At 34.9% G+C, this 19087-nt stretch carries 17 protein-coding genes; 7 read left to right on the top strand and 10 right to left on the bottom strand.

Features of this window, described 5'->3' with window-relative positions:
* Nucleotides 1-75: 75 nt before the first annotated feature.
* From C8C87_RS08040 to C8C87_RS08055, 4 genes are all read left to right on the top strand, one after another.
* Nucleotides 76-2109, top strand: a complete 2034-nt coding sequence (locus tag C8C87_RS08040; protein ID WP_121342227.1) for an OmpA family protein — start codon at nt 76-78, stop codon at nt 2107-2109.
* Nucleotides 2110-2351: 242 nt separating this feature from the next.
* Nucleotides 2352-2831: a nuclear transport factor 2 family protein gene (locus C8C87_RS08045; protein WP_121342228.1), complete on the top strand. Its 480-nt coding sequence runs from the start codon at nt 2352-2354 to the stop codon at nt 2829-2831.
* Nucleotides 2821-3267, top strand: a complete 447-nt coding sequence (locus C8C87_RS08050) for a DUF1572 family protein (RefSeq protein ID WP_121342229.1) — start codon at nt 2821-2823, stop codon at nt 3265-3267. The genes C8C87_RS08045 and C8C87_RS08050 overlap by 11 nt, the downstream gene beginning before the upstream one ends.
* Nucleotides 3268-3379: 112 nt before the next feature.
* Nucleotides 3380-4468: an AI-2E family transporter gene (locus tag C8C87_RS08055; protein ID WP_121342230.1), complete on the top strand. Its 1089-nt coding sequence runs from the start codon at nt 3380-3382 to the stop codon at nt 4466-4468.
* A gap of 1 nt (nt 4469) precedes the next feature.
* On the opposite strand, the gene C8C87_RS08060 is transcribed toward C8C87_RS08055, so the two are convergent.
* The 8 genes from C8C87_RS08060 to C8C87_RS08095 all read right to left on the bottom strand — a co-directional run bounded on the left by C8C87_RS08060 (nt 4470) and on the right by C8C87_RS08095 (nt 13463).
* Complete coding sequence (locus C8C87_RS08060) at nt 4470-5516, bottom strand: o-succinylbenzoate synthase (RefSeq protein ID WP_121342231.1); 1047 nt, start codon at nt 5514-5516, stop codon at nt 4470-4472.
* 63 nt (nt 5517-5579) lie between these two features.
* On the bottom strand, nt 5580-6785 hold the full coding sequence (locus C8C87_RS08065) for a M48 family metallopeptidase (RefSeq protein ID WP_121342232.1): 1206 nt from the start codon (nt 6783-6785) through the stop codon (nt 5580-5582).
* A gap of 213 nt (nt 6786-6998) precedes the next feature.
* Nucleotides 6999-7676 (bottom strand): metal-dependent hydrolase, encoded by a 678-nt coding sequence (locus C8C87_RS08070; protein ID WP_121342233.1) that lies wholly within the window; start codon nt 7674-7676, stop codon nt 6999-7001.
* 53 nt (nt 7677-7729) lie between these two features.
* Entirely contained in the window at nt 7730-8692 is a 963-nt protein-coding gene (menA, locus tag C8C87_RS08075) for a 1,4-dihydroxy-2-naphthoate octaprenyltransferase (protein ID WP_121342234.1), read from the bottom strand.
* Between the two features lie 83 nt (nt 8693-8775).
* Nucleotides 8776-10290 carry a PH domain-containing protein gene (locus C8C87_RS08080; RefSeq protein ID WP_121342235.1) on the bottom strand — a complete coding sequence of 505 codons (1515 nt, stop codon included), beginning with the start codon at nt 10288-10290 and terminating at the stop codon, nt 8776-8778.
* The gene (locus C8C87_RS08085; RefSeq protein ID WP_121343331.1) at nt 10290-10811 is read right to left on the bottom strand and encodes a PH domain-containing protein; all 522 of its coding nucleotides are present in this window, start codon (nt 10809-10811) and stop codon (nt 10290-10292) included. Before C8C87_RS08085 ends, C8C87_RS08080 begins: the two co-directional genes overlap by 1 nt.
* Nucleotides 10812-10883: 72 nt before the next feature.
* Entirely contained in the window at nt 10884-11714 is an 831-nt protein-coding gene (locus C8C87_RS08090; protein WP_091170323.1) for a 1,4-dihydroxy-2-naphthoyl-CoA synthase, read from the bottom strand.
* 894 nt (nt 11715-12608) lie between these two features.
* Nucleotides 12609-13463 carry a S1 RNA-binding domain-containing protein gene (locus C8C87_RS08095; RefSeq protein ID WP_121342236.1) on the bottom strand — a complete coding sequence of 285 codons (855 nt, stop codon included), beginning with the start codon at nt 13461-13463 and terminating at the stop codon, nt 12609-12611.
* Between the two features lie 323 nt (nt 13464-13786).
* Between C8C87_RS08095 and C8C87_RS08100 the strand changes: the two genes are divergently transcribed.
* The gene (locus tag C8C87_RS08100; RefSeq protein ID WP_121342237.1) at nt 13787-15139 is read left to right on the top strand and encodes a M28 family metallopeptidase; all 1353 of its coding nucleotides are present in this window, start codon (nt 13787-13789) and stop codon (nt 15137-15139) included.
* A gap of 77 nt (nt 15140-15216) precedes the next feature.
* Here C8C87_RS08100 and C8C87_RS08105 read toward each other — a convergent pair whose 3' ends face one another.
* Together C8C87_RS08105 and menD are read right to left on the bottom strand one after the other, a co-directional pair.
* The gene (locus tag C8C87_RS08105; protein ID WP_099715289.1) at nt 15217-15558 is read right to left on the bottom strand and encodes a DUF2853 family protein; all 342 of its coding nucleotides are present in this window, start codon (nt 15556-15558) and stop codon (nt 15217-15219) included.
* A gap of 88 nt (nt 15559-15646) precedes the next feature.
* The gene (gene menD, locus C8C87_RS08110) at nt 15647-17320 is read right to left on the bottom strand and encodes a 2-succinyl-5-enolpyruvyl-6-hydroxy-3-cyclohexene-1-carboxylic-acid synthase (protein ID WP_121342238.1); all 1674 of its coding nucleotides are present in this window, start codon (nt 17318-17320) and stop codon (nt 15647-15649) included.
* Nucleotides 17321-17414: 94 nt separating this feature from the next.
* Between menD and C8C87_RS08115 the strand changes: the two genes are divergently transcribed.
* Together C8C87_RS08115 and C8C87_RS08120 are read left to right on the top strand one after the other, a co-directional pair.
* Nucleotides 17415-17912, top strand: a complete 498-nt coding sequence (locus tag C8C87_RS08115) for a GNAT family N-acetyltransferase (RefSeq protein ID WP_121342239.1) — start codon at nt 17415-17417, stop codon at nt 17910-17912.
* A gap of 108 nt (nt 17913-18020) precedes the next feature.
* Nucleotides 18021-18971, top strand: coding sequence for a tRNA-dihydrouridine synthase (locus C8C87_RS08120; protein WP_121342240.1), 951 nt, complete (start codon nt 18021-18023; stop codon nt 18969-18971).
* Nucleotides 18972-19087: the final 116 nt, after the last annotated feature.

Raw genomic sequence — 19087 nt, forward strand, 5'->3', positions numbered from 1 at the left:
CAACTATTGGAATCAAACATTTCATCCCGTCTTAGGACGGGATATATTTAAAATGAATCAAACAAAACAAATAACATGGACAATATAAATAATTTCAAAAAAGGATTACGCCAAGCTTGGTCACCTAATAACTTACCACTAAAAAGCCTTTTAGTAGTCTCATTGACGTGGTTAAGCGTGCAAACACCAATACAGGCACAAGAAGTTCAAGCGGTTAAATATGCTAAACCTTCTTGGTACTTTGGACTTGCTGGTGGTGCTAATTTTAATTTTTACGAAGGTTCTACTAATCAGTTGAATGCTGGTTTTACGCCTCCGGCTACTTTTCATGAAGGAAATGGTACTGGGCTTTTTATTGCTCCACTTTTAGAATACCGTCCTGCTGATTCAAGATGGGGTGTAATGTTACAAGCAGGATATGATAGCCGCAAAGGTGCTTTTGACCAAGTAAAAACAGCATGCGACTGTCCTGCTGATTTATCTACTGACTTAAGTTACATCACAGTGGAACCAAGCGTACGTTTTGCTCCTTTTAAATCTAATTTTTATCTTTATGGAGGTCCACGATTGGCTTTCAATATGGACAAATCATTTACCTATCAATTAGGTATTAATCCAGCTTTCCCTGATCAAGCTCCTTCTCCTGCAGTAACGGGTGAATTTAGCGAGATAGAGAAAACTATTTTGTCAATGCAAATTGGTGCAGGATATGATATTCCGCTTTCTTCAGATAGCAACAAAACACAATTTGTATTGTCTCCTTTTATTTCTTTCCAACCTTATTTTGGTCAAAATCCACGTGCAACAGAAACTTGGAATATAACTACAATTAGAGCGGGAGTTGCCCTTAAATTGGGACAAGGAAAAAACATTCAAGAAGCAACAGATATGGCTAAAGACCGTGAAGTGCAGTTTTCTGTAAACTCTCCTAGCAATGTTCCCGGAGAAAGAAGAATGACTGAAATTTTCCCGCTTAGAAACTATGTTTTCTTTAATGAAGGATCAACAGAGATTCCAAATCGTTATGTTTTATTGACGAAAAATCAAGTGAAAGACTTCAAAGAAGATCAATTGGAAACATTTGCTCCAAAAAATTTATCAGATCGTTCTAAACGTCAAATGACTGTTTATTATAATGTACTGAACATCCTTGGAGATCGCATGCAAAAAAATCCTTCATCGACAATTACTTTGGTGGGTTCCTCTAACAATGGCAATACAGATGGTCTTACTATGGCAGAATCTGTTAAAACCTATTTGGTAAATATATTTGCAATAAATCCAACCAGAATTACCACTAAAGGTCAAAATAAACCAAATATCCCATCAGAGCAACCAGGAGCAACATTAGAATTGGTTTTGCTACGTGAAGGAGATCGCAGAGTTTCTATCGAAAGTAACTCTACTGATCTATTGATGGAATTTCAAAGTGGTCCTGATGCGCCATTAAAACCAGTACAGATTGTTGCCTCACAAGAAGCACCAGTTGAAAGTTATGTAACCTTCAACAATAAAGGAGCTGGCGAAGCATTATCATCTTGGTCATTACAAATAACTGACGAACAAGGAAAAGTACAATCTTTTGGACCTTATACTCAAGATGAGGTAAGCATTCCTGGAAAAACAATTTTAGGTAGCCGTCCAGAAAGAGATTATAAAGTAAAAATGATTGGCCAGACTAAAAGTGGTAAAATTGTAGAAAAAGAAACTCCGGTTCACATGGTACTTTGGACTCCTGCAAAAATGGAAGAAGGGATGCGATATAGTATTATCTATGAATTCAATACTTCTAAAGCGATTTCATTGTATGAAAAATACCTAACTGAGGTAGTTACGCCTAAAATTCCTGTTGGAGCAACCGTAATTATCAAAGGTCATACGGATATTATTGGTGAAGAAGTATACAATCAGGACTTGTCATTAGCTCGTGCAAATGATGTAAAAAATATTCTTCAGAGCAGTTTAACTAAAGCAGGTAGAAACGATGTTAAATTCGATGTATCAGGTTATGGTGAAAATGAAAATAATTCTCCGTTTGACAACAAAACTCCCGAAGAACGTTTTTACAATCGTACCGTAATAATTGATATTATTCCTGCCGTTAAATAAGTCGAGATAATAGAATACCATCTAATAAATTATAAAAGAGGATAGAAACTTAAAAGTCTATGCTCTTTTTTTATCTAAAATTGAGAAACCATTTCCGAATGTAATCTAATGAGAATCAATCCTGAATTATTCCTGGTGTTTCTATATCAGAAATAAATCACATCAAATTATTCTATATTCCTTTTTTAAAACCTAAATTTTAACAAAAAAATTATTATTTTTACTACTCACTTTATGTAGATATGACCCCAAACGAAAAAACCCTCATTAAGTTTTATACTGCTTTTGCCAATGCCGATGCTTCAACTATGTGTGAATGCTACCATTCTAAAATTGAGTTTCGTGATCCTGCTTTTGGTTTATTAAAAGAAAAGGATGTTTGCCAAATGTGGAAAATGCTTATTGAAAAAAGTAAAGGAAATATAAAAATTGAGTTTTCAGATATAAAAGCAGATGAATACGTTGGTTCCGCGCAATGGATAGCTACCTACAATTTTAGTAAAACCAATAGAAAAGTAGTAAATGTTATTCGCGCACAGTTTCAGTTTAAAGACGGATTGATCAAAAAACACACTGATGATTTCGACATCTGGAAATGGTCCAAACAAGCTTTTGGAATTACAGGATATTTATTAGGTTGGACTGGTTTTTTTCAACATAAAATACAGCAACAAGCACTGCTATCATTGAAAAAATACAAAGAAACTAAAAATGCTAATTGAAACTTTAAAAACACTATTCAACCGAGATTTAAATCAGCTAAAAACTGAAATTGACTCGTACCAAAACGAAAGCGATATTTGGAAAATTCAAAAAGGCATCGCTAATTCAGCCGGAAATCTATGCTTGCATTTAGTGGGAAATCTAAATACTTACATTGGCGCCGAATTTGGAAAGACAGGCTATATAAGAAACAGACCATTAGAGTTTTCACTGAAAGATATTCCAAGAGCAGAATTGTTATCAACAATCGAAGAAACCATTGTCGTTGTTGACAATGCATTAAATACAATATCAGAAGAAGAATTAAAAAAGGAATATCCTCTTTTAGTTTTCGAAAACAAGACTTCTACTGAGTTTATGCTTGTCCATTTGACCACGCACCTAGCCTATCATTTGGGACAAATTAATTACCACAGACGATTATTGGAAACTTAAAACATTCGCAATAATTGGCAATTTAGTAGCTTGTTACACGTTTTAGGTTGATACTTAAATCGTTTATAAAGTAAGGAAGAGTAAGGAATAACGCTTATAATACAACAATTATATGTCAGAATCTTCTAAAAAACCCATTCCATTTCAATCCAACAGGAGATTTTCTGTGTTAGAAATTCTTCAGTTTATCGTATTGGCGGCTTTAATTCTGTACTTTGGCAAAACATTATTTATTCCGTTAAGCTTTTCATTACTTATCAGCTTCATTCTGTACCCCATCTGTAAATGGATGGAAACAAAAGGAATTAACAAAGGAATTGCAATTATTATTTCCATTTTAGGGGTAACACTTTTGGTAGGAGCCATAATTTATCTATTATTCGCACAGTTTTCAGAGTTTCTTCACGAATGGCAATCTTTAAGAACCAAACTAACCGAAACAATAAACCAATTGAGTATTTTTATTTCGGAACGATTTGACATTAGTTTGCAAAAACAAACAGAATTTATCAATAATACGCTCAACAACTCCGGTTCACAAGCTTTTTCAATAGTACGAAACACCGCTTATTCCCTGTCTGAATCTGTATTTTTCTTATTAATGATTCCTGTTTTCTCGGCATTAATACTTTTCCACCGCCAGATGTTATCGAATGCCTTATATGAACTTTTCCCTCCCGAAAGAAAAAAAACCATTCACGAAATCCTCGTCGAAACCATTCATGCGTATTACAATTTCATCAAAGGAATGCTGCTGGTCTATTTAATAGTTGGATTATTAAACAGTATCGGACTATTGATTATCGGAGTACCACACCCATTTCTGTTTGGTTTTATAGCCTCAATCCTTACTTTTATTCCGTATGTAGGAATCATGATATCGTCGCTCTTGCCCATTGCAGTTTCTTGGATAACGTACAATTCGATTTGGTATCCGTTAGCCGTCATTGCTGTTTTTTCTGTTGTTCAAGCACTCGAAGCCTATATTATATTTCCTTTCGCTGTGGGAAGCCGTTTAAAAATAAACACACTTGTCATCATTATTGTAGTAATCGTGGGAGGCATTTTATGGGGCGCTGCAGGAATGATTCTCTTCATTCCGTTCATCAGTATCATAAAATTGATTGCCGACCGCACACCTAGTTTAAAGACACTATCCGTTTTATTGGGAGATGGCGAACAAAAGAAAACTACGAAATAATCTATTTCAAAAGAGCAAAATCAAACTTCCAATCCAACTCATTTTTATACCACAATTGCCCCTGTGAAACTTCCAGTGGACAGTCAAAATTATTGGTATAAAGTGCTCCGGTTCCTAATCCCTGAGGCATCAAATTGTGCTGTAAAAAGGTCCATTGCGCAATAGCATTGAGTCCAATATTACTCTCCAAAGCTGAGGTAATCCACCATCCAATTTTGTGCTTTTCAGCCAATGAAATCCATTCTTGAGTGCCTCGAAAACCGCCTATAAAACTAGGCTTCAAAATGATGTATTGCGGCTTGATTTTCTCTAATAATTGTTCCTTTTCTGCCAAAGTAAACACACCAATCAACTCCTCATCCAAAGCAATAGGAAAAGGTGTGGTTTTACACAGTTCTGCCATACTGTCAGTGTGATTTTTTTGTATCGGTTGCTCGATACTATGCAATTTAAATTCAGATAGTTGCGTTAATTTATCTAAAGCTAAATTTTCATTAAAAGCACCGTTAGCATCAACCCGAATTTCGACTTGCTCCGGAGTGAAATGTTCCCGAATAAATCGCAATAATTGCAGTTCTTTATCGAAATCTATCGCACCTATTTTGAGTTTAATACATCGGAAACCTTGCGCTAGTTTTTCTTCGATTTGCTGCTTCATAAACGACTCCTCGCCCATCCAAACCAAACCGTTTATCAAGATGGATTTTGTGCCATTTGTAAAGTCCGAAGAAAACAACAAAAAAGGGCTTTCACTCTCCAAAGATTGGAACGCCATTTCCACTCCAAACTGTATCGAAGGAAACTCCATTAAAGCTTCCCAAAGTTGGTCTTTTCCTAAGTGAATAGTATCGCAAGTCCATTGTAATTTTTCTTCATAATCCGAACGATCATCAATACTCAATCCGCGAAGGATTCCGCATTCTCCTATTCCTTTTTTACCATCTTGCTCCAAGACGATAAACCAAGTTTCTTTTTCGGTCATAACGCCACGGGAAGTTCCTGATGGTCGTTTGAAATCCAGAATGTATTTGTGATATGTTGCTTTCAAGAAATTATGAGTTATGAGTTATTTTAATCTTGCAAACTTGCATTTAACTAATTATATCAAAACTTAATCCACCAACTTTAAAATTCTTTCAAAATCACGGGAAGTTATTCCTGCCTTTTTGAAAGTAGCAAAATCTTGTTTTATTTTTTGAGTCCAACTCAAACTATCCGTAACGTTTTGAGATTGATACTCTTTATAAATAGCTTTTGCTGAGGCATAATTATCATTTAATAAATAGGCATGTGCCAAATTCATCTTTATCAACAACTCCGTATCATCGAGTTTTTCGCCTTCTTTCAGGAATTTAATCGCTTTTCCGTATTGTTTCGTCAGTACATAACTACTTCCTATCGCATTGTAATCCAAAGCGGTTGCTTTTCCATCATTGATAATTGTTGTCAGTTTCAAGATGGCTTCGCCTTGTTTTCCTTGTTTTGCTAATACAGCGGCTTGCTTGCGCAAATCATCATAAACACTTTTTGAAAGACTGGTTTCCCCAAAACAACTGTTACCAAAATCCTTAAACACTTTAGCACGCTCTACAGCCAATAATTTTTGAAATTCCTTAAGCTTGTACTTGGATTGGATTTTATCAAGAATACAAACACAAAAATCATCTGAATTGGTCATTTTTTGAGCCAAATTAGATGTTTTACATTGATCGATGATTGCTTTTCTGTTTTCAAGCGTCCAGCCACGACTGAGTTTATTATCGACCCACGGCACAACTTCAAGAATAATTTTTTGGTTCATGATCCAGTTTTTACTTTCGAAACCAAACCATAAATTCCCAGAATTGGATTGCATACAAGCCGATTTCTCTGTAGAAAGTCGTTTGGCATCTTTACTGACTGGCGTATCCTGAAGTAAGCACGCATTATCCGTTTTTCCGTTTTCTTTGTATTTTGCAGCCAAGTCGGCACTGGAAAAAACAGCATACTTACATTTGTCGTCACCAGAAATTTTAGACAAAATAAAAACCGCTCCTGCTGAACCCTGACTAATTCCCGTAGGATCTGGAATGGCTTTTAAAACAGAAACTAAACTACCCGCCATTTGCTGATTTTTATCCAAAAGCGTTATTCTATAAACGACCTCGGTAGTTCCTTCAGGAAAATCTTGGGTTTTTATGATGATTCTGTCTCTGGCTGAAACCGTTATTTCTTCGGTTGTAGCGCGGGTTTTATCCCAATAGCCGTCTTTTTGAGAGAAAACAGATTGAAATGAAATAATTGTTACTACTATTAAAGCTATTTTTTGAATGTTCATTTTCTTGATTAACGTTTTTTAGCCCAGATTACTTCACTTAATTTTTATTTACATAGGGGTTCATTGAACTTCGTTTGCAGTGAAAATACTTTTTATCAGCCTTTTTCGGCTGATAAAAAGATTACTTCACCATACTTTTATTTTAGTAGAGTTCAGTGAATTTCATTTGCAACGAATAGCTGGAGATTGCTTCGGAAAACTCACAATAACTAATTACAATTCGATGGAACTTCCTATTTCCAGTAACATCAAATCTTTTCCTTTGTTGAAGAATTTACGAATGGATTCCTCGTGGTCGATTTCGATATACCCAAAAGTGTCATAATGATACCCTAGAATTTTATCGCAATCCAAGAAATCAGAAGCAATAATGGCATCTTCGACATCCATTGTGAAATTATCGCCTATCGGCAGAATAGCCAAGTCGAGTTTGGTACGCATAGGAATGAGTTTCATATCCATAGAAAGTGCCGTATCGCCTGCAATATATACGTTTTTATGTTCGCCTTCGATGACAAAACCACCCGGATTTCCTCCGTAACTACCATCAGGAAAGGAACTGGAATGAATGGCATTTACATATTTCAGTTTCCCAAAATCGAAATTCCAACTTCCACCGTGATTCATAGGATGCGACTGAAAGCCTTTTTGAGAATAATAACCTGCAATTTCAGCATTGGAAACAATTACTGCATTGGCTCTTTTGGCAATTGCCTCGACATCGAGAATATGATCTCCGTGGGCGTGCGTCACCAAAATATAATCCGCTTTTAAGGTGTCAATGTCAATGTGTGCTGCGTTTGGATTAGCCGAAATATAAGGATCAACAATGATGTGTTTGCCTCCAACTTCTATCCCTAATGATGCGTGGCCGTAAAATGTTATTTTCATTTTTTTTAATTTAAAAATTGAATGATTGAAAGATTCCGTATTCGATTATTATTTTATCTCCCGCCTAAAAATGTATTCACAATGATATCCGAAAAAAAGTAAATCATACCTAACGACAATAAAACCGAAAGTGCAAAAGTACTCAATGCCAGTTTTTTTAATTCAGGATCTAATTCCTTAGGGTTTTGATTTTTATAGACGGTAATTAAATGTTTAGTTAAAGGGATGTACGCCAATAAAAATAAGTATTGATCAAAATGAAAGTCGTCTAAAATTGCAAAAATCAACACCATAACCATCGCAGTTACAATCAAAAAATAATGATATATTTTTGCTTTGGCTCCGCCAATTTTTACGACAATCGTATTTTTATTAGACTTCCTATCTGAGGCTTCATCACGCATATTATTCAGATTCAAAACACCGACGCTCAATAATCCAATAGCAACCGCAGGTAAAACCAATTCAAAATCCAATTGTTTGGAGTATAAAAAATTCACCCCTAAAGTACTTACCAATCCGAAAAATACAAAGACAAATACATCGCCAAATCCACGGTAACCATAAGCTGTATTCCCAACTGTATAGCGAATTGCAGAAATAATTGAAAGAATTCCCAATACTAAATAGAACAAGGAAAACCATAAATTTGTATCTCTAAACGCATAATAAATCAACAACATCGCTGAAAGCAATGTCAATGCCGAAGTAATTATAATCGCGCGTTTCATGGCCTGTGGAGTAATCACACCACTTTGTATCGCACGTTTTGGACCTACCCGATCCTCGTTATCCGTTCCTTTCATGCCGTCACCGTAATCATTGGCAAAATTAGACAGTATTTGCAATCCTAAAGTTGTTAAAATAGCAAAGCCAAACAATCGCCAGTTAAAGACTTCTGTTGGCGTTAATATATCATCTGTTGGGTGTGCCAAAGCATACATACTACCAACTATTATTCCAGAAACCGATAAGGGTAATGTACGTAATCGTGCGGCTTCAATCCAATGTTTCATGTTTTTTTATTTAAAAGTTGAAGTTTAAAACTTAGGATTCAAAGTATATAAAACTTTAAACCTCAAACTTTAAACCATTTTTTTTACATCCAATTACTATCGGAAGTTTCTATTTGATACAACCAAAGGTTGACTTGTTGTTTTATGACTGAATAATCCCCTAACTGAAAAGCGATATCTCCTCCTGCTGTATGCAATGTTACAGAACCTATATTCAACTTTTTATGCCAAAAAAGCTGGGAAGTTGTAATCGCCTGTATTTTACTGGGCTCAATAATATCGTTGCTTACATCCCAAGCACCACTTTGCTTTATTATAAAATTCTCGTTGATGAACAATCGGTTATTTTTAAATTTAAAATATTGGATTAATCCAATAAAAATCACATAAACCGGCACTACATAACTGTATTCAAAAACGATAGGTTCAATCCAATACCCAATCGCCAAAAATCCGAACAAAGGTAGTCCTATTGAAAGGAAAACAGAAAAAACAAGTTTACGAAAATTAGGCTGAAGCATTAATCCTTTTTCAGGAATTTTATGAAACAACAATTTCAATATCGAATCTCTCTCGGTTTCACTACAGCCCGGAATTTCTATTACCGACTTGCGTTCTTCTTTTTCTCCGCTTGTCGCTTGTTTGATTTTCAGTTCTAAAATTCCCATTTTCTTTTGGAAATAATTCCTTTTAACGGTCGTAATCTGAACTTTTTCAGGCTTGATAATAGTGCTTTTTGTGTTTAACAACCCAAAAGACAACAACAAAGAGCCTTTTTGTCGGGTTATTTTATAATCATAATATTTGAAAACGATTCGGATTACATTTACAACCAAAACAATCCCAAACAAAAACACTATCGATATTAAAATCGTCTGAAAGACTAAATTTTCATCAATGTAAGAGCCTACTTTCTCTTTGTAAACATTATTCTCGTCTCCAAAGTTTTGCAAATTCTCATAAATCGTACTAAAGAAAATAAGCAACAAGGCGATACTTCTCTCATAGTTAGACGTTATTCCAACTTTCAACAAACTCAAAAAACTTATTTTAATAAAAGGATGTGTCGCTTCAAATAGTTTTTGCTCAGTTTCCTCCAATGAAATTTCTTCAGTTCCAATTGCATGCTGTGTTTCTTCATTTTCCAACAAACGGAATTTCAACTCCAAAGCCAATTCATGCGAAATCGCTTTGATAGCGCCTTCTTTTTTATTGCTTCCGGCAGTATCTACATCCAATTCATAAACACCAATTAACTTTTGAATAAAAGACTGATTGATATTTACCTGTTGGATTTTACGAAGCTGAATCGCTGTTTTGGTTTTATTGAAAACGCCATCTGTAATGATAAATTCTTCATTTTCGGCATCCAAAAAGAAAGTAAAATTCAGATATTTCAAATAAGAAACAACTCCAATACTCACAAAGACAGTTGCCATCCCAAGGAAAAAATACAATTTATTAACCTCGTCAAACTTGAAAATCCAAATCACAATCATAGGCCACAACGCTCTGGCGTATTGCTGAAGCGTGTAAAAAAACATCACCAAAATCCCTATTGAAGATTGCCTTTGCGGCTGACTAAAATCGGCTCCCATTACAATTGCTTTTGTATTTTACCCATCAACAATTGTTTGATATTTTCGGCTTGCTCTTTTTCGATTCCCGGAATTTCAATATCACTTGAACTTCCTCCGGCAGTAAAAATTTCAATTTTGGCAAGACCAAAATAACGTGAAATTAATCCTTCATGCAAAGCCACATGTTGCACTCTATTATAAGGAATTACAATAGTTTTTGTAGCGATAATCCCGTGTCTGAAAAGAACATCGTGTTCCCGGAATGCAAATCCTTTTTTCTTGAATCCAATAATCGAAAACACGACTAACAAAATCGAAAACACAGGAATTACTATTCCCAAAATCAACCAGACTCTTCCTGAAAACAATTCCGGTTTAAGCATGGAAAATAATATTGGAACTAGAATTAGTAGTGCTATAATTCTCACCAGACTAATCAAAACCACATTAATATATTTAGGATGTAAATTCGTAAAAGTGACTTCCTCAAATTTTGGAAGTTGGCGCGTATCAATCGTTTCGTTTGTGAAATTTTCCATTTTTTTATTTTGTTTCAGGTTTAAAGTTTCAAGTTTCAAGTTCTACACTTGAAACCTAAAACATTAAACTTTTTACGGCAACCATTTTTTCTCGAAATTCGGTTTTCTTTTCTCCAAGAATGCGTTTCTTCCTTCTTTAGCTTCTTCGGTCATATACGCAAGTCTAGTAGCTTCACCAGCAAAAACCTGTTGTCCTACCATCCCATCATCGGTAAGATTCATGGCAAACTTTAGCATTTTAATCGCCATTGGTGATTTTTGCAAAATTTCCTGCGCCCATTCATATGCCGTATCTTCTAATTCAGCATGCGGAATCACAGCATTCACCATTCCCATATCCATTGCATCCTGAGCCGAATAATTACGTCCCAAGAAGAAAATTTCGCGTGCTTTTTTCTGTCCCACCATTTTGGCTAAATAAGCAGAACCATATCCGCCGTCAAAACTCGTTACATCAGCATCCGTTTGTTTGAAAATAGCGTGTTCTTTACTTGCCAAAGTCAAATCGCAAACCACATGCAAACTGTGTCCTCCACCTACAGCCCAACCTGGAACCACAGCGATAACTACTTTTGGCATGAATCGGATTAAACGTTGTACTTCTAAGATATTCAAACGGTGCTGTCCGTCATCGCCCACATATCCTTGATGCCCGCGCGCGTTTTGATCGCCACCGCTGCAAAAAGAATACACGCCATCTTTAGACGAAGGCCCTTCGGCAGAAAGTAAAACGACACCAATGGACGTATCTTCCTGTGCATCATAGAATGCATTATACAATTCGGCAGTCGTTTTCGGACGGAACGCATTGCGTACATCCGGTCTGTTGAATGCAATTCTGGCAACGCCATTGCATTTCTTATAAGTGATATCTTCGTATTCTTTGGCAGTGATCCAATCCATTACAATTGATTTAAATTATTTTAGTGTAAAAATAAATCATTTTTTACATTTTATCTATTCTATTTAGATAAGCTTATGGTAATCCTTCTCTGATTAAAGGCTTTAAAACGTTAAAAAAGAATTAAAAAAAAGCATTTTAACAGTAGGTAATTCAAATTATTTTTAATTTTAAATCAAGCTAATCAGATGAATACAAATTGTTTATCTTGATTAATTATTGATTCTTCACTGATTTATTAACCTAAAAAAAGAATGTATTGAATGCAATTAAAAATGTTGTCGCTCCTTTTTCTACGGTAATAACTTATAAAAATATATTCAAAGCCCCGATAAACGAGCTAATGTTACAAGCATTTGCCCCAGCAGTAAAAAATAAAAAGTAACACCTACGGTTAAATAAAGATTTATTTTTCTTGTCCTTGCAAAAGTGAGACATTAATAAAAAATTGTTTTAGAAAATTATCTTCCTATATATAGAAAACCAGCGGCCTTATCGTGAAATTATTTCTTAACTCGTAAGCAAGTGATTGTACATTTAAAGACAAACTATTCTTTAAAGTAATTTACGCTTAAGTTAATATTTTTAAAATAGTATAGAACATACTATTGTTCATTATAGGTGGATAAATATACTTTAAAAGTAAAATTAAATTTATTTTATTTTAATGCTGCTAGAATTTAATATTCTAAAACAGTATTAAAAAGAGAAAGACTAACCGTTATGATTAGTCTTTCTTTTTTTTAAATAAATAAATAAATAAATAAAGATTGTTCAACTATATTTTTTTTCTAAACCATTTAGAAATTAAGCTACATTAAGAATCTCCTCTTAACTAAATTTCCTTAATCTCTTAATGGTTACAAAAGAATAAACATCAATATTGTTAGTATTTTTTATTCCTTAACCAAGTAAATTCCGTCTTCCTTGATTTCTATTAATTTCTCTCGATACAAAGCGCCAATAGCTTTCTTGAAAGTTTTCTTACTCATTTTTAAAACCGTTTTAATGTCTTCCGGATGTGAATTATCAGTCAATCGCAAGAACCCTCTGCTGGCTCTTAATTCGTCAAGAATTTTCTCCGCATTCGGCTCTATGCTTTGATATCCTTGAATTTGTAACGAAACATCTATTTTATTATCCGGACGAATCGTTTTGATATAGCCTCGCATGCGGTCTCCCGTACGAATCGCATCATCATAGACTTCATCTTTGTACAACAACCCTTTGTACTTTTCGTTGATAATTACGTTAATTCCTAATTCAGTGATATGAGAAACAATCAAATCTACCTCTTCCCCTTTTTCAACCGTTAAGTGATCATTTTTTAAAAACTGATTCAATTTACTGGAAGCCACCAAACGATTGGTTTTCTCGTCCATATAAAGGTACACCAAGTAGCGTTTCCCTTTTTCCATAGGACGCGCCTGCTCTTTAAACGGAACCAAAATATCTTTTTCCATTCCCCAATCCATAAAAGCACCAATTTGATTGGTATAATTTACACGCAAAAGTGCAAATTCATTCAATAATATATAAGGCTCTAATGTCGTGGCAACGGGTCTTTCTTCGTGGTCTAGATACACAAAAACAATCAACTCCTCACCTATTTCAAATTCGTTTGGCACGTATTTGTTAGGTAACAGAATATCATGTATTCCTTCAGGATCTTGTTCTGGATTTCCCAGAAACAAACCCACTTTGGTATCGCGTAAAATGGTAAGCGTATTGTATTTTCCTATTTCAATCATTTTCTTTCAATTTCTAAAGCGCAAAGGTACGAAGTTTGAAAATAGTAAATTAAGAAACCGTCCACAAAAAAATAACCCCAAAATCCGATGGCTATTTTCTTTATTAGGAGCATCGCTTTCTGTTCTTTCATCACGAGTTGTCCCGCTGTCCGCAGTATTCACGCCAAAAAGCGCGGGATACTTGCTCCCATCGGGGCTAGATTAGAACGTTTTGTTTTTCAAAATTTCGAACATTATAAGAGTAAACAAATCCTAAAATCCTGTTTCGCTTATACTTTGTTTTTCTTTTTTACTAACTTTGAGAAAACTAAAAAAACCAATTAATGAAACCAACCTCAATCCTCTGTTTGTTCTTACTACTATTCATTTCTCATACCAATTACGCACAAACCACAGTCGATGATCCCGAAATAAAGAAAATGGTTGCCGAAGTAAAATCGGAAAACATGGAAGCTACAGTTCGTAAACTCGTATCTTTTGGAACCCGACATACTTTAAGTGACACAAAAAGCAACACGCGCGGTATTGGCGCGGCGCAACGCTGGGTAAAATCAGAATTTGATAAATATGCTTTGGCATCAAATGGAAGACTGACTTCTGTGATTGATTTTTTCACCATCAAAGCTGATGGAAGACGTATTGCAACCGACAGTCAATTGGGTAATGTAATGGCGACCTTAAAAGGAACTGAGCCTACAGATGACCGTGTATTGATCATAAGTGGCCATTTAGATTCTCGTGCTTCAGATGTTATGGATGCTAAATCAGACGCACCAGGTGCAAATGATGATGCTTCCGGAGTAGCCGCCATGATGGAACTTGCCCGAATAATGAGCCAAAGAGAATTTCCTTTTACCTTAATTTTTGTGGCGGTTGTTGGTGAAGAGCAAGGATTGTACGGGGCTAAGCATTTAGCAGATGTTGCCAAAGATGGAAAATGGAATGTAATTGCGATGATTAATAATGACATGATTGGAAATAGTTTATCCAGCGGAACTTTATTGAGAGATAATACTAAAGTTCGCGTTTTCAGCGAAACAATTCCATTCTTAGAAACAGAAGCGGAGTCAAAAATGCGCAAATCAACCAATCGTGATAATGACAGCCCATCCAGACAATTAGCCCGATACATCAAAACGGTTACTAATCAATATGTAGAACAATTAGACATTAATTTAGTGTATCGTAACGACCGTTTCTTACGTGGTGGTGATCACACTCCTTTCAGTCAAAATGGATTTACAGCCATTCGTTTTTGTGAAATGAACGAAAACTACGATCACCAACATCAAAATGTTCGAAAAGAAAATAACATTCAGTACGGTGATTTGGCTGAATTTATGGACTTTGAATACATGAAGAAAGTAACGTGTTCTAACTTGGCTACGTTCAGTAATTTGGCTTGGTCTCCAAAAGCACCAACAAACGTAGGAATTGAAGTAAAGGATTTGACTAATTTTTCTACTTTAGCATGGACTGCTCCTGAGGGAAAATCAGTTTATGGATATAACATTCTGATTAGAGAAACATCATCACAACATTGGGAAAAAGCAATTTTTGTAAAAGACACAAAAGCCGAAATCCCATATTCTAAAGATAATTTTTTCTTTGCTGTTCAAACAGTTGATGCATTAGGACATTCCAGTTTACCGGTTTTCCCAATACCAATTCGTTAAAAAGCGTTCAATACTAAACAAAAAAGCGTTTGCCGAGGCAAACGCTTTTTTTATGGATACTATTTACAAATTAAATATTAATTGTAAACACTCTCTTTTTTGAAGTGAACTGTCAGTAAATAATAAACGACCACTCTGTATTTATTTTTGTTAGAACGACCGTATTTTTCCATAACTGCATCCAGTGCTGCATCTAAATCCGGTCCATCTGCAAGTCCTAATTTCTTGATTAGAAAATTATTTTTTACCGTATCTAACTCGGCTTGCTGACTTCCGGCTACCGTTGCAGAATCATCATTATAAATTGACGGACCACAACCAATAGTTACTTTTGTCAACAAATCCATATCTGGATTTACACCACATTTGTCTTTCAAATCGGCAGCATACTTTACAATTAATTCGTCTCTTGCACTCATAAATAAAAGTTTAATATTTGATTAATAGATTTTTATATTCTCAAATTTAAACATTTAATCGTGCCTTTTAACGGACACCTGAAAATAATTAGACCAATTCTTTAAAATATTGCAGTAAAATGCTGTCATTTTCCAAAGTGGGTGTGAAAATTTCCAAAATACTTGGCTTTTCATTTTGAGCATATAAAGCAGTCAAACTTGTTGCTAAACTTGCTTCATCGCTGGCAATATTATATTCAAAACCATACATTTTAGCCAAATGTTCCGCAGTTAAACAATGGGAAGTTTCAAAGAATGTATTAAAAACAGGACTTTCTTCATGTCCTGGTAAAATCCTGAATATTCCTCCGCCTCCATTATTGATTAGAATAATCTTGAAGTTTTTCGGGATATAATTGTTCCATAATGCATTGCTATCGTACAAAAATCCAATATCTCCCGTTATGAAAACGGTTTGTTTTTCATCTCGTCCATATGACGAGACAGCCGCGCCAATAGCAGTAGAAGTACTTCCATCGATTCCACTGGTACCGCGATTGCAATATACTTCAATTGAAGGATGAACGTCTATTAATTGCGCATAGCGAATTGCTGAACTATTGCTGATTTGTAATTGAGTGTTCGTTGGCAAACACTGAATCACTTTTTCGAAAACTTTAAAATCCGAAAAAGGAATTTTATCTAAATAAATATCACTTTTTAGCTTTCGCAACGCTTTCACAGCGTCCAATTGCTTGAAATAATTACTTTCTGTTGCGTTTGTAAGTGGTAGAAATACATCAAAAAACACATTTGGATTTACCTCAAAATGGTTGGTCAAAGCACCAAAAGTGTCATACGCTCTCCAAGAATCAATATGCCAATGGTGCTTTGGCTTGTATTTTCTCAAAAAAGCTTTGATTCGTTTCGAAACAATCATTCCGCCAAAAGTCACTAAAATTTCCGGACGAAAATTTTCAAAATCGTCATGCGTAAAAGGCGTAATTATAGTGTCGATGTTGCTTATAAAAGTATCGTGATGCAAATTAGAAGTCGTTTCGGTCAAAACTACAACCGACTCATCTTTCGCAAAAGAATCTATTATTTTTTCATTGATGGTATTCGGTTCATTTACACCAACTAAAATCATTTTTTTGGTGGAATTGTTCCAAATTGTTGCAAATTCCGAAACGTCTTCGATGGAAATTGTCTGAGTTACATTTGCGGAAGCGATAGTATTCACTTCAACTGAAAGTTCTGAAACGGTTTCATACAAAGGCTCTTCAAAAGGCGCATTGATGTGAACGGGACCTTTTTGCGCGATTGCCGTATTGATGGCTTCGTTGATTTTTAAATCATTTGTAGCTGAAACGTCTTCTTGCAAATTAGCATTGTACAAAGAATGGTTTTCGAATACATTTTCCTGTCTAATCGTTTGTCCGTCGCCAATATCAATTTTGCTTTGCGGTCTGTCTGCCGAAATCACTATTAAAGGAATCTGGCTGTAAAATGCTTCCGCAAAAGCCGGATAATAATTCAATAAAGCAGAACCGGAAGTACACACCAAAACCACTGGTTGTTTCGTTTGTTGTGCTATTCCCAATGCAAAAAAAGCAGCCGCACGCTCATCAGCAATACTATAACATTGAAAGGCTGGATTACTCACAAAACCTATTGTTAACGGTGCATTTCTAGAACCCGGAGAAATAATTATGGTGGTGATTCCTTTGGACAAACAAATTTCAATAATGCTTTGTGCTAAAGGTATTTTGGGGTAAATCATTGTTTTAGTTTCAAAGTAACAAAGATACAAAGATGTAAAGGTTTTTCTCTAATCTTAAATAGTTTTCTTAAATTTGAAGGAAAATAAATTCTATATGGAAATCAAAATAAGACCGGCTGTTTTTACCGATTTAGATACAATATTGGAAATCATCAATCACCAAATACTTCACAGTACTTCGATTTATGATTATGAGCCACGAGATTTTGAAACCCATAAATTGTGGTTTGAGGATAAATTGGCTCAAGATTTACCTGTAATTGTAGCCGAAACTGAAAATGGAACCATTGGATATGCTACTTATGGCTCATTTCGTCATAAAATAGGTTATCGTTTTACAGTGGAACATTCTGTTTATGTAGCCGAAGAATTTTTAGGAAAAGGGGTTGGGAAATTATTATTAGCTGAACTGATTCAATTGGCAAAAAAACAAAAATACCACACTATGATTGGTGTTATTGACTCCGAAAATAAAGGAAGCATCGCTTTTCATAAAAAATATGGTTTTGAAACCGTGGGCGTTATTAAAGAATCCGGCTATAAATTCGATCGTTGGCTCAGTTCCGTTTTCATGCAATTGATATTAGAATAATTGAAGTTGAACTAGAATTTGGTTCGTTTTTTTCAATATGTTTGGCTTTATAACTTTATGACTTCAAGACTTGAGACTTTATAGTATATTTGCACAACTAAAAATTTCATGGACTATACCTTACTTTCATCGCCTTTACAGGGATTTACCGACTTTCGTTTTAGAAATGCCCAAAACAAAATTTTTGGAGGAATTGATACGTTTTACTCACCTTACATTCGCTTAAACGGAAAAATGGTTATCAAACCGTCCTACGAACGAGACCTGCTTCCGGAGAACAATCTTGATTTAGAGGTGATTCCGCAAGTGATAACAAACGATGCCGATGAATTTTTATTTGTGGCCAAGTATGTCCGAGAATTGGGCTATAAAGAATTAAACTGGAATTTAGGCTGTCCATATCCTATGGTGACTAAATCTGGTATGGGCTCCGGTCTAATCAGTAATCCAGAAAAAATCAATAACATTCTTCACAGAGCACATACTGAATCAGATATTATTGTATCTATGAAAATGCGTTTGGGTTATGAAAACAGTGAAGAAATTCTTGACGTTTTACCTATTTTAGATACGTATCCTATTAAAAATATTGCAATTCATGCGCGCATTGGGAAACAACTGTATAAAGGTGGCGTAAATCTGGATGCGTTTCAGCTATGTGTTGATAACACCAAGCATAAACTGTATTACAATGGTGATATTACTTCGGTGGCTAAATTTCATGAAATGCAACAACGCTTTCCTACTATTGACCATTGGATGATTGGCCGAGGATTAATTTCGGATCCTTTTTTACCAAGTATGATAAAAAACAATACTTCAGAATATCCTGCCAATAAAATGGAATTATTCAGTGCGTTTCACGATACTTTGTATGCTATTTATAGTGAATCTCTTTCGGGTTCAACACATATTTTATTGAAAATGTACCATTTATGGGAATATTTTTCGGCTACGTTTTCAAATCCGCATAAGGTTTTGAAAAAAATAAAAAAAGCGCAAAGCATCCGAAATTACGAAGCCGCTGTCGCAGAAATTTTCAAAAACGAAAAGTTTTAATTAAAAATAAACCATTAAGAAATTAAGAAAAATTAAGCTCTGATTCTTAATGTAACTTAATTTCTTAATGGTTCAAATTTTAGAAAATATTCGACACTTACTCATACCATAAAAAA

It is taken from the genome of Flavobacterium sp. 120, assembly GCF_003633605.1.
Classification (GTDB): domain Bacteria; phylum Bacteroidota; class Bacteroidia; order Flavobacteriales; family Flavobacteriaceae; genus Flavobacterium; species Flavobacterium algoritolerans.